15 protein-coding genes are annotated in these 12784 nt (G+C 39.6%); 4 read left to right on the forward strand and 11 right to left on the reverse strand.

Annotated features, from left to right (window positions below):
• Positions 1–17: 17 nt before the first annotated feature.
• The 4 genes from ACEQZT_RS10525 to ACEQZT_RS10540 form a co-directional block, all read right to left on the reverse strand.
• Positions 18–1100 carry an efflux RND transporter periplasmic adaptor subunit gene (locus ACEQZT_RS10525; RefSeq protein WP_370089384.1) on the reverse strand — a complete coding sequence of 361 codons (1083 nt, stop codon included), beginning with the start codon at positions 1098–1100 and terminating at the stop codon, positions 18–20.
• 131 nt (positions 1101–1231) lie between these two features.
• Positions 1232–1549: a hypothetical protein gene (locus ACEQZT_RS10530; protein ID WP_370089385.1), complete on the reverse strand. Its 318-nt coding sequence runs from the start codon at positions 1547–1549 to the stop codon at positions 1232–1234.
• 133 nt (positions 1550–1682) lie between these two features.
• Positions 1683–1955 carry a sigma factor-like helix-turn-helix DNA-binding protein gene (locus ACEQZT_RS10535; protein WP_370089386.1) on the reverse strand — a complete coding sequence of 91 codons (273 nt, stop codon included), beginning with the start codon at positions 1953–1955 and terminating at the stop codon, positions 1683–1685.
• A gap of 23 nt (positions 1956–1978) precedes the next feature.
• The gene (locus ACEQZT_RS10540; protein ID WP_370089387.1) at positions 1979–2341 is read right to left on the reverse strand and encodes a sigma factor; all 363 of its coding nucleotides are present in this window, start codon (positions 2339–2341) and stop codon (positions 1979–1981) included.
• Positions 2342–2444: 103 nt separating this feature from the next.
• Here ACEQZT_RS10540 and ACEQZT_RS10545 point away from each other — a divergent pair, with 103 nt between their 5' ends.
• Complete coding sequence (locus ACEQZT_RS10545; RefSeq protein WP_370089388.1) at positions 2445–2801, forward strand: hypothetical protein; 357 nt, start codon at positions 2445–2447, stop codon at positions 2799–2801.
• A gap of 139 nt (positions 2802–2940) precedes the next feature.
• On the opposite strand, the gene ACEQZT_RS10550 is transcribed toward ACEQZT_RS10545, so the two are convergent.
• Both ACEQZT_RS10550 and ACEQZT_RS10555 read right to left on the reverse strand, forming a co-directional pair.
• Complete coding sequence (locus tag ACEQZT_RS10550; RefSeq protein WP_370089389.1) at positions 2941–4269, reverse strand: aspartate aminotransferase family protein; 1329 nt, start codon at positions 4267–4269, stop codon at positions 2941–2943.
• Positions 4266–4829: a nitroreductase gene (locus ACEQZT_RS10555; protein ID WP_370089390.1), complete on the reverse strand. Its 564-nt coding sequence runs from the start codon at positions 4827–4829 to the stop codon at positions 4266–4268. The genes ACEQZT_RS10550 and ACEQZT_RS10555 overlap by 4 nt, the downstream gene beginning before the upstream one ends.
• Before the next feature lie 15 nt (positions 4830–4844).
• Here ACEQZT_RS10555 and ACEQZT_RS10560 point away from each other — a divergent pair, with 15 nt between their 5' ends.
• Positions 4845–5708 (forward strand): SDR family oxidoreductase, encoded by an 864-nt coding sequence (locus tag ACEQZT_RS10560; protein WP_370089391.1) that lies wholly within the window; start codon positions 4845–4847, stop codon positions 5706–5708.
• Between the two features lie 109 nt (positions 5709–5817).
• Positions 5818–6702 carry a DUF72 domain-containing protein gene (locus tag ACEQZT_RS10565; RefSeq protein ID WP_370089392.1) on the forward strand — a complete coding sequence of 295 codons (885 nt, stop codon included), beginning with the start codon at positions 5818–5820 and terminating at the stop codon, positions 6700–6702.
• A 44-nt stretch (positions 6703–6746) separates the two neighbouring features.
• Here ACEQZT_RS10565 and ACEQZT_RS10570 read toward each other — a convergent pair whose 3' ends face one another.
• From ACEQZT_RS10570 to ACEQZT_RS10585, 4 genes are all read right to left on the reverse strand, one after another.
• Positions 6747–7136 carry a hypothetical protein gene (locus ACEQZT_RS10570; protein ID WP_370089393.1) on the reverse strand — a complete coding sequence of 130 codons (390 nt, stop codon included), beginning with the start codon at positions 7134–7136 and terminating at the stop codon, positions 6747–6749.
• Positions 7137–7207: 71 nt separating this feature from the next.
• Entirely contained in the window at positions 7208–7981 is a 774-nt protein-coding gene (locus ACEQZT_RS10575; RefSeq protein ID WP_370089394.1) for an AMP nucleosidase, read from the reverse strand.
• Between the two features lie 97 nt (positions 7982–8078).
• Complete coding sequence (locus tag ACEQZT_RS10580; protein ID WP_370089395.1) at positions 8079–8810, reverse strand: class I SAM-dependent methyltransferase; 732 nt, start codon at positions 8808–8810, stop codon at positions 8079–8081.
• Positions 8811–8875: 65 nt separating this feature from the next.
• Positions 8876–10438 (reverse strand): capsule assembly Wzi family protein, encoded by a 1563-nt coding sequence (locus ACEQZT_RS10585; protein WP_370089396.1) that lies wholly within the window; start codon positions 10436–10438, stop codon positions 8876–8878.
• A 139-nt stretch (positions 10439–10577) separates the two neighbouring features.
• Between ACEQZT_RS10585 and ACEQZT_RS10590 the strand changes: the two genes are divergently transcribed.
• Positions 10578–11405 (forward strand): lysophospholipid acyltransferase family protein, encoded by an 828-nt coding sequence (locus ACEQZT_RS10590; RefSeq protein WP_370089397.1) that lies wholly within the window; start codon positions 10578–10580, stop codon positions 11403–11405.
• 109 nt (positions 11406–11514) lie between these two features.
• Here the strand turns inward: ACEQZT_RS10590 and ACEQZT_RS10595 are convergent, their stop codons facing one another.
• Entirely contained in the window at positions 11515–12783 is a 1269-nt protein-coding gene (locus ACEQZT_RS10595; protein ID WP_370089398.1) for a type II toxin-antitoxin system HipA family toxin, read from the reverse strand.
• Between the last annotated feature and the right edge of the window lies 1 nt (position 12784).

The raw sequence follows: 12784 nt of genomic DNA on the forward strand, positions 1-12784 counted from the left end.
TCTTCTAGAGGTTGACATTACTCCGCATGGAGTTTTAGTTCTGAAATGGCAATTTGTGGCTCTACAAAATCTGGTATGATTTTGTCACCATCCTTTACTCTTCGTAAACCCTCTAAAAGGATTTTATCAGATGCACTAAGTCCTGATTTTACTTCAAATAGATGTGGGAGTTCCGCACCTACCGAAATCTGTTTTGAATGTATCACACCATCCTCTCCGACGATAAAAACATATTTTTTAGCTAGGATTTCAAAAGTGGCTTTTTGAGGAATTAGAAGTGCATTGTTCAGAGGACTGTTTACTATCACACTCCCGGTTTCACCATGTCGCAGCAGTCCTTTCGGATTTTGGAAAGTGGCTCTGAATGCTATGTTTCCCGTTTCATTGTTGAAGTCAGCTTCAATAGCGGTCACTTTACCGGGATATTCAAAAAATTTGTTGTTGGCGAGGAGTAATCTCACCTCAATCACAGAGTCCCTTTTGATATTGCTTCTGTAGTCTAAATACTCTGCCTCAGGGACATTAAAGTATACCCACATTTCGTGATTGTCTGAGAGCGTAGTTAATAACTCACCCTCTTCCAGCAGGCTGCCTTCTCTTACATGGAATTTATCCATGATGCCGTCAAATGGAGCTCGAATTTGAGTGAAATCAAGGTGAACCTGAGCTAATGCCAGCTCGGCCTTTGCTTTATCTAATTTAGCCTTTGCTAATGCCAGTTCATTCGGTGCAACAACGTTGTTTTCAGATAATTTTTTGGTGTTCTGATACTCGATTTCTGCATAATTGGCTTCAGCTTCAGCCTTTTGCATCTCCGCCTGATACAGTCTTGGCATTATTTGAAACATGAGCTGACCTTTCTTAATGAACTGTCCTTCATCAACATAGATCTTCTCCAGGTACCCTTTTTCTAGTGCTCGAAGTTCAATATGCTGTACTGAGTGAATTTGACAGACATAGTTTCTAGTGGTAAGCGTGTCTTTTTTTAGTGGGCTTGTTACTGGAAATTGTCCCGCTTCTTCATTGTGTTCCTTGTGTGATTCACAGGCTGAGTTATATAGCAGGATTAATAGCCCTGCCATTGTTAGGATATTTTTCATAATATTTTAAGATGTCGAATGAGTTAAAAATTCAGCCTATTCTCTAGGGTGGAGAATAGATTGATTGAGAGACTTGAAAATCAAGTCTTGGATTCAGAAATTGTATTTCTGAGTCTTAGGAATGAGAAATTTTAGCAGTCCAGCTTAAGTCGCTGGAATAGGAGATATAGTTTTTTGTCAGCTCCACCAATAGGAGCAAATGTGGACGATCCAACTTTTTGAAAGCCGGAATAAAGTTCAGGATGAATGTTAGCAGCCTCTGTAGTTAAATCATCATCCCAGGAATCAACTTCCTTTTTAGATTCCTTTTCGCCTTTTTCTGCATCAGTTTCATATTCGAAACTAATCTCAACCGAATCTTGATCCGCAATGAGCTGCTCCCAGATAGATGCTGTGGTTGTGAAAACCAGCAGCAAAGCGATGATAATATGTAGGCTTCTTTTAAGCATTGCTGAATTTGTCAAAGCAAACTCAAGTTCGAATTTAATTATTTGACGAACTATTGGAGGGAGGTCACATTATATTTTTTACCAAAAGGTCAAAAGTGTAGACGAATCGCTGTTAACAGTGGTGAAATTTGGATCACAAGATTTGCTCCATTACCCTTTCTACAAGCAAATCACACCTTGAAAAGCCAAATTCGAAGAGGTCGGTGGATTGTGATTGATAGTACAAACTTTCCTTTATCATACTTTTAGCTCGGTGGATACGCACTTTTACATTGGAGATCGAAAGGTCGAGACACTCTGATATTTCAGCTATGGACATACCCTCCACTTCTTTCATGATATATGCGCTACGGTACTTTTTATCCAATTGTCCAATCGCCGTTTCCAACATCTGTTTTGCTTCCATGTGTATCATTTTAGTTTCCGGACTTACGAGTTGATAATCTTTGATATCAAGCCCCGAATTTTCTTGCTCTGACAGCAATAGACTCGCTTGTTCTTTTTGATTTTGTTGAGTGCTTTATTGATACCAATCCGAATGAGCCATGTGGAAAAAGCTGAATCCTGACGATACTGATAGAGTTTTTCGTAAGCTGTGAGGTAGGTTTCCTGCATCGTATCAGCAATGTCATCCTGATCAGCTAAATAGCCTTTGAGTACTCGAAACAATTTTTGATTATTTCGTCGTAGCAAAATTTCATACAAACCTTTCTCACCAGCTAATACTTTTTTGACAACCTCAATTTCTGAAAGCTTGCTATTGTTCTTATCAGTTATCGGAATAATGTTCATCACAGTTTTTGTGAGTTAGACCTTACTAACAAGTGAAAGTTACAAACAGTGTAACCTTTTTTCATTTTTCCAATCCAAAGCTCACATTTAAACAAATAGAAAAATGGAAACTACAGTAAAAAACGTGTTCACCCTTTTGAAATACACTTATGGCTTGGTACCGGTTGTGGCGGGACTGGATAAATTCACCAATATTCTGACTGATTGGAGTCAATACCTTAATGAAGGAATGTTGCCTTTCGATCCTGGCACATTTATGATGATTGTTGGTATTATTGAAATTGTGGCAGGCGCTTTGGTTTTGACTAAAACCAAATTGGGATCACTGATAGTGTCTGCATGGCTTGTTCTGATAGCTATAATGCTGCTTGTCAGCTGGAACTATGTAGATGTGGCAGTGAGGGATCTAGTAATGGCGATTGGTGCTTACAGCTTGTATAAGCTATCAGATCATTCGTAAGTCTGGTTGTTTTCAAAAGGTCTTTAGTAACCAGAATGTCATTCTGACGAAGGAGTCTCGCATAAAAAATTAGCGACAGCTAATTTAAGTTGGCGATTCCCATGAACTCAGGATGACAGACCTTTTGAAAACAGCTTTTTCAAATACTTTTCCCCAGCCTTGCCCAAATCTCTTCCAGCCAATCTTTATGCTCCGGCTTCATAAGTGAGGAGCGCAAACAAACCAGATATTCTGAGTCAATTTCAAAATCAACATTTGAAAACTTTGCTGTCGGATACTTGTAAAGAGAAAGATAGAGTTGGTTTTCTTCTGCTCTTTTGAAAAGAGCCTGGGCTGCTTGGGACATCTCGCTTGTTCTTTCTCCCTTGGTTCCCCAGACTACAATGTCTGTTTCCGGTTTGACAATAGGGAAGAATTGTGCGCTTTCTGCGAGCTTCTCATAAAATTTCAATGCCGCATTCCTCGATTTGGAAAGGTCTTTTGCAAACTCACCATCCTTTACAGGAGGCATCAGCTGATGAGTAGCCCACAACCCTACCGCTGACGCACCGGCCCTTGAACATTCGAGACTAATCTCACCCAGATGCAAATCATCAGAGGTGAAGTAGGTGTACGGCGAGTCATGGATGTAATATTTGGCAACATCAGGATTTTGGAAAAGCACGCACCCACATCCATATGGCTGAAGACCTTGTTTGTGAGGATCGATTACGATGCTGTCGACTGTATTTAGTAACTCAAATTTTTCAACTGTTTCAGTATCTAAGTTTTCCAGCAACTTAAAATATCCGCCATAGGCTGCATCGGCATGAATTCTAAATTTGTACTCTTTTTGTAGCTCCAGTACCTCCTTTAGAGGATCGACTGAACCTAAACCAGTCGTGCCCATCGTGCACACCACAGTACCGACGTTTCCTTTTCTTAGCTTTTCTTCAAGCGCTTTCAGACTTATTCTTCCCTGATGATCAGTTTCTACTTTATCAAATTTTAATTTAAGTACTTCGGAAATACGTTCATGAGTATAGTGTGCCTGATCAGACGCAATGATTGTTTTGTCAGGATGAATTTTTCCTGCAACCCACAAAGCCTCAAGGTTTGCCATGGTGCCACCACCTGTTAGGTGACCAAGATGTTCTTTCCACCCAAACATTTTTGCTAAGTCAGCTACCACCTCTTTTTCCATCGGAGAGCTTGCCTTGCTTCCGTCCATGGCGTGGTTGTTCGGGTTGATCCACATCGCCATCATGTAGGCAGCTTTCGCAATGGGATGAGGTGGCTTGAGCATCTGACCAGCAAAGAGCGGATGAAAATATGGATAGTTATCCCGCATACGCTCTGCAGTTTTCAGAATTACTTCCTCCATTTTTTCTGAGTCAAAAGATTGACTCATTTCTGGTAAGTCAAATCCAGACTCCAGCTTTTCGAGAGCTTTCGTAAGCAGCTTTATTGATTCTCTTTCTAGTTTCATTTGTCAATCCATTCTACCTTTTCTTCAATTGGTTTTTTAAGAATTATCCGATCACTCGGCTCGCAATAGCCTATATAAAAGAATCCAAGACACTTTTCATTTTCTTCTATTGACACATGCTCACCTAAAAATTGACACAATGCCGGGGTACTCCAATATCCTCCTAACCCATACTGTTCCAGAGAAATCCACATGTTTTGTACGGCACATGCTACGGCTGCAATCTCTTCCCACTCAGGCACACTTTGAGCTGGATCTCTGTGTAGGATTATTGCCAGAACAGCTCCAGCTTTTGTAGGATTGGAGCGAATCTTTTCAAATTTGGTTTGAGAAAAATCAGGAGTTATTTGCCGATATTTTTTAGCTAGAAATTCACCGAGGTGTTTTCTAGCATTCCCTGTAAAAACTTTAAACCGCCATGGTTCCGTAAGTTTATGAGTCGGAGCATGATTAGCATTTTGGAGCAATTCCTCAAGAATTTCTCTGGGGATCGGCTTATCGATATATTGCATAGGATAGACTGATCTTCGTTTGCGGATGATTTCGTTTATTTTACTCACTCTAGAACCTTGATTATGGCTAAATCTAAAAATATATTAATCACGGGTGCTTCCACCGGTATTGGATATGACCTGGCAAAGATATTTGTTGCGAATGGTTATGCAGTATATGGAAGTGTAAGAAAGCAAAAGGATGCGGATCGCCTTTCTGCCGATCTCGGGGAAAATTTTAAGCCTCTAATTTTTGATGTGACTGACTATGATGCTGTGGATAAGGCTGCAGCGGATTTAGCCAAAGAAATAGGAGACGCAGGATTGGCTGGGTTGGTAAACAATGCGGGGATAGCTGTGGGTGGGCCTTTCATGGACATGAGTATTGACGAGTTCAAGTATCAATTTGATGTAAATGTTTTCGGACTCATCAAAGTGACTCAGGCTTTTCTGCCACTTTTGGGTGCTAGAGAAAATGCTCCATTCGATCCGGGTAAGATTGTGCAAATTTCTTCTGTGGCAGGAAGGCATGGCATGCCCTTCATGGCACCATACTCGGGTTCGAAACATGCGCTGGAAGGGATCACAGAAAGTTTACGGAAGGAGCTTCTACTATTTGGAATTGATGTGATTTTAATAGAACCAGGTCCAATTAAAACACCTATATGGAATAAGGGAGCTTCCGAGTTGGTAGAGGAAAAGTTTAAGGGGTCTATATTCTACCCAGCACTTATCAAGTTTCAAACCAAGTTTGTAGCAAAGGCTGTGAAAAATGCCTGGACATCTGATAGAGCGGCGAAAATCATTTTTGATGCATTTGAAGCAAAAAGATCAAAGACCAGATACTTGATTGTGCCTCAAAAATTTATGAACTGGACTGTGCCCCGGCTGATGCCTACCCGCACAGTGGATAAATTCATCGGCAAAGCAATTGGCCTTTTGAAATAGACTTTTTTAGCTTTAGCACATGAAATGAGCATGTAAGTAATTCACTATTATTAAAAGTGAATTTTGTTCGTGCGAATTCCATGTGACCAATTGAAAACAACAAGCACACATGAAATTTGGAAGCGTAGATAACCCCGGGGAAATTGATTTTTCATTGCCCGATGATCATCATGACACAGAGCGAGTTTTAAAAAAGGGGAGTGGACTTCAGAGTGTATTCGTGGGATGCGCCAAATGGAACAAGCAGGACTTGAAAAAGTTTTATCCCAGAGGGACGAAAGATGAACTAGCTTATTATTCTACGCAATTCAATTCTATCGAGCTGAATGCTACCTTTTACAACCACTTCAGTGTAGACCAAATCGAGAAGTGGGTAGAAAAAACACCTGATGATTTCAAGTTCTTTCCCAAGGTTCATCAGATGGTAAGCCATATCAAAAGACTTAACAATGTGGAAGAACCGATCGAAAGGTATACGACCAATATTAGAGCTTTTGGCAATAAACTGGGTATGTGTTTTTTGCAGCTCCATGACAATTTCAAGCCAGCCAACATGGAGCGACTGGTGACAGCTGTAGAGTACTGGCCGAAGGATATTCCATTAGCAATTGAGCTACGAAATACGGAGTGGTTTAATGATGCTGAGGTTGCGAATGAAGTTTACGCTTTGTTTGAGGAAAATAAAATTTCTAACATCGTGACAGATACGGCTGGTAGGAGAGACCTGCTCCATATGCGTTTGACGTCCCCGTCTGTATTTGTGAGATATGTTGGAGCCAATCACGAAACTGATTATTCCAGGCTTGATACGTGGTTGAAGAGAGTCAAAAACTGGTCAGAGGCAGGGATGGAAAATCTATACTTCTTTGTTCATCAAAACCTGGAGAAGGAATCGCCGGTTTTATCAGCTTACTTTACCCAAAAACTCAACAAGGAGCTTAATCAAAACCTTACGATCCCTGTTGGGCAGGATCAGAAGAGCTTATTTGAATAATAAAAAAGCCCTCTAAAAAGAGGGCTTTAAAACTGACTATCATTTTAGCGACCACCCCCACGTCTCTCTTTTCTTTTCTCTCGTCGATTTTCTGCGTTGGTCTTAATTTCCTTTTTGATTACTTCAAGTTCGGCCAGCTGTTCTTGATTCAGAATTTTAGCAACCTCAGCTTCTCTTTTCTCAATGATATCCGCATGAGCTCTCATTTTTGCGCTTCTTGATTTTTCATCATCATCTCTTAGCTCATCAAGCTCAGGTTTCATAGACTCCCTTAGCTTTTTGAGGTCGGCCACTTGATCCTCGGTTAGATCGAGCCTTTCCTTGTATTCTTCAATTTTAACCTCAACCTTTTCTCTAAGCTCTTGCCTTCGATCTTGCGCATAAAGAATGTTCCCGGCAACCAGTAGCCCGATTATTAATGTAAGTTTTTTCATCTTTTATGGAATTTTGATTTCCATATTAGATTTCCAAAATCACGGAAGGTTTAAAATCTCAAGTAAAAAAATTACTCGAATCTCAGGTGCTTCACAGACTCACCTGAGTTGATAAGCTCTGATAGCGCATCGATCCCTATTTCCAGATGATTCTCAACGAACTGAGCAGTAACTTTTTTGTCACTTTTTGAAGTTTTTACACCCTCTGGTTCCATCGGGTTGTCAGAGACTAGAAGCAAGGCTCCTCTTGGAATTTTATTAGCAAAACCTACGGTAAACAATGTTGCCGTTTCCATGTCGATGGCTGAAGCTCTGATTTCTTTTAGGTATGATTTGAAATCACTGTCATGTTCCCACACACGTCTGTTTGTGGTAAAAACTGACCCTGTCCAGTAGTCAAATCCTTTTGCTTTTATAACGTGAGAAACTGCACGCTGTAGGCGGAAAGATGGAAGTGCGGGAATTTCAGGCGGCATATAATCGTCTGATGCTCCTTCACCTCGTATTGCCGCTATTGGAAGGATCAAATCTCCTAATTGGTTTTCACTTTTTAGTCCGCCACATTTACCGAGAAAAAGTACTGCCTTAGGCATGATGGCAGACAAAAGATCCATAACTGTTGCAGCCATAGCACTCCCCATTCCGAAATTGATAATGGTAATTTCTTCATGTGTTGCAGTTTGCATAGCCCCTTTATCGCCTTTGATTGGCACATCAAACTTCTTTGCAAATAGCTCTACATAGTTTTTAAAATTGGTGAGGAGGATGTACTGACCAAATTCATCAAGCTCGGTACCGGTATATCGAGGCAGCCAGTTTTCTACTATTTCTTCTTTTGTATTCATAAGCTGCAAAGTTAGATCATGGAAGCTTAGGTTTTTTGATATGAAACTAGAAGGTAAAAAAACTAATTTTCAGCGTTGCTAAATATTTTTAATCGCTTCAAAAAAGCTTTTTGAATTCATCAAACGACATTAAGTTGAGAGATTCTCTTCGCTTGGCCTCCATGACAGCATACTCATAAAATCGGTTTTCAACTGTGTTTGACTTACCTAGAGGTTTGGTTTTAGAAATGACCCCCACTCCCCAGTCTGTGTCAATACAGCACGAATAAATATCGATTCTTTTTCGGGCTTGAACAAAAGCTTTCCATGTGGTACCATTCCAGTTTCCACCTGCTGGTGACATTTTATATGTATAGGTTTCTCTAGCGTGCCATTCTGATGGTGGATTGCAATCATGCATGAAAATAAATCCATCATCTTTTATAAACTCTAGAGAGTTATTAATATCACGCTCTACCTGCTCCGCCAGGTGAAGTCCATCAATAAAAATTGCATCAAACTTTTGGCTATTAAGTACTTTGCCAGTTCTCAATGCATTAAAGAATTCATCGCTGGTCATTTTAAAATCGACAGGATTTTCTTCATACTCAACACCCGGATCAACACTGTATTTGTTACTGGCATTTATATGATTGAAATTATCTTGAGGATTTCTAACGCCAATTTCCAGGTAGTTGAGGTTACCTCCAATTGTGCCTAAAACAAAATTTATCACATCAGTTCTAGTTGGTCGTTTCTCTAGTTCTTTTCGAGACAACCTTCTAATTGACTGATGTGTGGGGTTTTTTGCGTCGACGATTTTTTCAGCAATGTTTCTTAGAAATGACATATAGTTATTGGAAGGTTGATGTATTATTAAATGAAGCTAAAATAGAAGAAATAAATTAAGATATTTTACTCTATTGAGTAGCTTACCTTTAATAACAAACTTAAATTTTCTGTATGTCGATCTGATTCGTAATACCAGTTTCGTCTATTTGTACGATTCAGAGAGGCTTCTATTGTAAAGTCTTTAATAAATCGCATGTAGTCAAATCCCATCAGGTAGCTTCCATCATTTGGCTGCACAGGTTGTCCCGCAAAATTGGCAATAAAATAGTCATCATTGAACCGAACTCGATCAATACGAAATGCCATACGACCCTTTGGGTTGTAAAGTTGGAATTTAATATGGTTAGCATTTGAGCCAGGTCCAATATATGCCCCCATTATCTGGCCATTATTTGTATATCCATTTTCAACAACTGAGTGTACATAATAAGTGGGGTGACCACTTGCTGCAACGGAGAGTTTTACTTTGTTAAGCTTCGTATGTTCAAAAACTATTCGAAATAAGTTACCATTATTAAGATCGAAGGACTTCACAAATCCCATCGTAACTGCACGGGTTCGATCAGGATTTTCGAAAAAATCAATTATAACTCCTGGGTAGTCATTTCTTGCATATTCCAGGAACGTTTCAAAACCATATTCCTTAAATTCCCAGCACACGCCTAGTGACCACATTTGATCATAGTCATCATTTGGTAGATTTGGGTTACTTATATTACCCCAAAGAGCAGCAAAAATATTAATGGGTTTGAAATCACCATCAAACATATCCCGATACATTACGCGATTGATACTTAAGCTAAGCTCTTCGGCAAATTTTGGTCGAAAACCAAAAATGGCACCAGTCATGTACCGTTGGTCATTGGTTTCATCATTGTCGAAATAGTCTGATTCATCCATCAAACCCCAAAAAAGCTTAAATTCAAATTTGCCTAGTTTAGTGTCTATTGGCTTAGAAGTTCCTATATCTACATGAGGAACCCCAGCAGCATTATTTGACATAACTATTGGAGCTACCTGAGCAGGTCCCCAAATCATTGACTGGGTTGATAATCCGAGTGATAACTTTTTAAAATGATACCTTATTTCAGATTGGCCAAGATTAAACTTATGAAGAGACTTGTCACCGTACCGAATTACCCAGTCGATCTTCCTTTCAAAAGGGTAGGAGAATTGGCTCTTAGGAAATGTTGAACTTGGAATATAGAAATCTTTATTTTGAGCATAGTAGATTACTGGGGCAAATGTGAATGAGAAATTGCCCCTTTGGCCCCTAAATCCAAAGTTGAGTGAGCTATTAAATCCTTTACCTTCCCAAACGGCTCCATCATTGTAGCTATCCGGAACTTCACTGATGTAGGAAAATCTTGCATAGGGGTCCAACACTTCTATATAATCATTGCCCTTATCAGACAGGTCGAATCTGCCATCCCAAATATCCCAGGAAAGTGCCGAATCGGCAGCATAGGAATTAATGATTGACGGATGGTAAGAAATTGGATCTGGTAATTCTGGATTTTTAACCCTTAGGATTTCATAGTATTCATTTAGATGATATCCCGGAAAAAGTACCTGAGCGTTCAGTTTAGTTACGCTGATGAATATAAAAATGATAAAATACCGCATTGATTGAATTTATCTGATTACCAAACGACTGCAAAAGTAGTCCCATTAATAATGTCAATTCAATGAAATTTAACTGGTTTCAAAACAGACTTTCATCAAGAAGTTTATTTTTGGCAAAAGCTTCGAGTGAAATAAAAATATGTCAACTGAAAAGGAAACACAGTTAAAATTGTTTGTAAACAAAGCATACTTAATCTATACGGGAATTATCTTTTTCCTTCTCTTCTTCATCTTATTTCCATTCTTTTTTCTTTTGGTTATTCTAGGCCAGAAAAAGTATGGACTTGTTTTGACAAGGCACTGGACAACTGTATTCTTTTTCCTTTTGGGTATGAAGATCGATATTAAAAACAACCATCTTCTGGATAAAAAATCAACCTATATTTTTTGTCCAAATCATTTTTCGTTTCTAGATATCCCACTCATGGCCCAAATGCCCATAGCAGTTCAATTTGTTGGTAAGGAGTCACTTTCTAAAATACCTGCTTTTGGTTATTACTTTAGAAAATTTCATATCACTGTAGATAGAGATAGTTTGAGGAGTAAGTATAAGGCATTTAAAGAGAGTGTTGATTCACTAAAAAAAGGCTTTTCGCTTACAGTTTTTCCAGAAGGAGGAATAAATGTAGCCAACACAAAAAACCTATCAGAATTCAAAGAAGGTCCCTTTAAGATGGCGTTGGAGACAGGTTTTCAGTTAGTGCCGATCACGATTGCTGATAATTGGCGAATCTTACCTGATGACGAAAAATATTTGATGCGATGGAAGTGGAAGAATCGGATAATTATCCATGAACCGATAGATCCTTCTAAATACAGCATCGAGACTCTAAACGAATTTCAATCAGAAGTTAAAAATATCATTCAAGCTGAATTGGACAAGACAAATAGATTGGATTGTAAAATCAAAAAGCCCACCGAGGTGGGCTATAATGTGGAGTCGGAGGGATTCGAACCCTCAAATTGAACTATTGAATATCAATTAGTTATGATTTGATAATGCATTTACGCACCGAATTACGCACCGACTGTTTTGATGTCTATTATACGATTTGACATTTGAGCTCCTATGGGAATTAGTTCATTGCAACATCAAAAGCAGGTGCTTTTAGCTCCTGTTCAACTCTTGATATCTCATACTTATTCGCCAACTCAGGCCATTGCCTGACGGCATTCTTCACATCTTCAATAATTGTCCTAGCACGAGCTTCATCCAACCGGAAGTATTCATGTATGTCCATTGCAAGATCCAGTTCAAGCGCATTGTCATCTTCTGATATATTCAATTTCAAACCAGTTCCGGTTTCTACCGGATTGATATCGAAAGCCGGAGATAAGACCCAGCCTTCATTGGTCAACATGAAACCATGGTTTCTCAGATGATCGTCAGTATTTGAAACACAGATGCTAAAAACGATCCTTCTCCAGAGCTCTTCCAGGTCAGCTGTCACGTTAGCACCATGGCCGGTGATAAACTCTACCAATTCCAAGTAGCTAACTCCAGCTGCAGCGTCAGCACCGTCGGTATACCCAAGTTGTGTCATCGCAGATGTGAAGTGTAAACGCTTACCATCAGCAGTTCTGTCAAATCTTTTTGTTAGGAAGGTGTGGTAATTACTAGAAAACTTGCGAGCCTGACACTCCGCCATGTTGATGCCGGCATTCATGGCCATTTCATAGGTAACCATTTCCCAAGCACCAACATTTCCTTCATCGGTGCGACTTGGAAATTTAGCTATCCAAAGATGGTTATCTGGATCCAGAACACTTGCTTTTGGTCTTGCCCCTCCAAGGGACGATCCTGGATTTACCAGCATATTCAACCACTGTAAGTACTCCGGGTTATCAATTGCATCCTCCTCTTCAAGTCTCAAGCTTATTTGTTCAAGTTCTCTGATAGATGTCCATGGAGGACTAGCTTGTCTTTCATCATCGCTCAGGAATGGTCCTTCAGGATCTAGCTTAAATCTTAGCCCACCCATTCGATGGCCATCATAAACACCAAGTAAATAATCAGTCTCAAAGAGCCTATTTCTATCTCTGTTGTTCAGTCGTGCTTCAGCTGCTTCTCTTCGTTGCATAAGTACTCTTCCCCAGCGATCAGGAGAGGAGTCAAGGAACAGGCCGAAATTAGATTTGTTTTCTTCATTTAGATACTGTGGGCCAGTATACAACTGCAGATCAGGATCTATAGTTTGAGCATGTTTTGACTTTAACCAGGTGTCGTCATATTCAAATGAAAATATCTCTTTGCCTCTAAGAAGCTCTGACGAAAGCATTCCCATTAAAAGAGGTCCATTAACCTCCGCCCAGTCTGCATATACATATATTTCTTGCTTTACCATA

The sequence above is a fragment of the Ekhidna sp. genome, assembly GCF_964218185.1.
Lineage (GTDB): Bacteria > Bacteroidota > Bacteroidia > Cytophagales > Cyclobacteriaceae > Ekhidna.